The sequence below is a fragment of the Rhizobacter sp. P2_H2 genome (assembly GCF_056403375.1).
The window spans coordinates 1-755 of the sequence record NZ_JBFUFP010001673.1 but is presented as its reverse complement, the minus strand read 5'-3'; the positions used below and the strand labels follow the sequence as shown (position 1 = coordinate 755).

Annotated in this window: 1 pseudogene; it reads right to left on the bottom strand. The window is 68.6% G+C overall.

Annotated features, from left to right (window positions below):
- Positions 1-436: pseudogene (locus tag AC1D15_RS35530) on the bottom strand (transcriptional regulator); the annotation flags it as partial.
- Positions 437-755 lie beyond the last annotated feature (319 nt).

Sequence of the window (755 nt, the reverse complement as noted above, 5' to 3'; positions counted from 1 at the left end):
CCCCCATGCCGATGCCGATCACCTCCTTGCGGGTCGCGCCGCAGTGCTGCAGCAACTCGCGCAGCAGCTCGCGGATGCGCGACAGCAGCACCGCCGGGCTGGCGCGCACGTCGGCCGGCTCGGCATGGTGGGCCAGCACGCCCATGTCGGGCGACAGGATCGCCACGTCGAGGCTGGTCGCGCCGAGGTCGATGCAGGCGAGCACGCCGACCGCGCGGCTCATGCGCAGCGCCTCGGGCCGGCGCCCGCCGGACGAGGCCTGCAGGCCGATCTCTTCCAGCAGGCCGCGCTCGACCAGCCCGGCGACGGCGGCGTTGGCCTTGCTTTTCGAGAACGTGGATGCGGCGGCCAGCGCGCTGCGCGAGCTGCTGGCCGACCAGAACACGGTCTCCAGCACGGCCAGTTCACCCGGCGACAGATCGTCCCAGCGGATCACCTTGCTTGTCTCCTTGCAGCCGTGGTCGGCCCATCTGTGGTCGTCTTCGGGCCGGAACGTCCGGGCCGAGCGCCTTGGGACGGATGCTAAGAACGTCACTTCGGCGCGGCAAGCGCGATCTTTGACCAAATTCAGGTCAAATGCATGGCGACCCCGGGGACGCCTCCCGTCCGGCATGCCGGCCTGTACCATCCGCCGACCCACCTCGCGCTCACCCGCTGCACCATGCGCCAGCTCGAAAAACTGTCGATCGAGAACTACAAGTCCATTCGCCAGCAGACGCTCGAGCTGGGGAAACTCAATGTCTTCATCGGAGGGA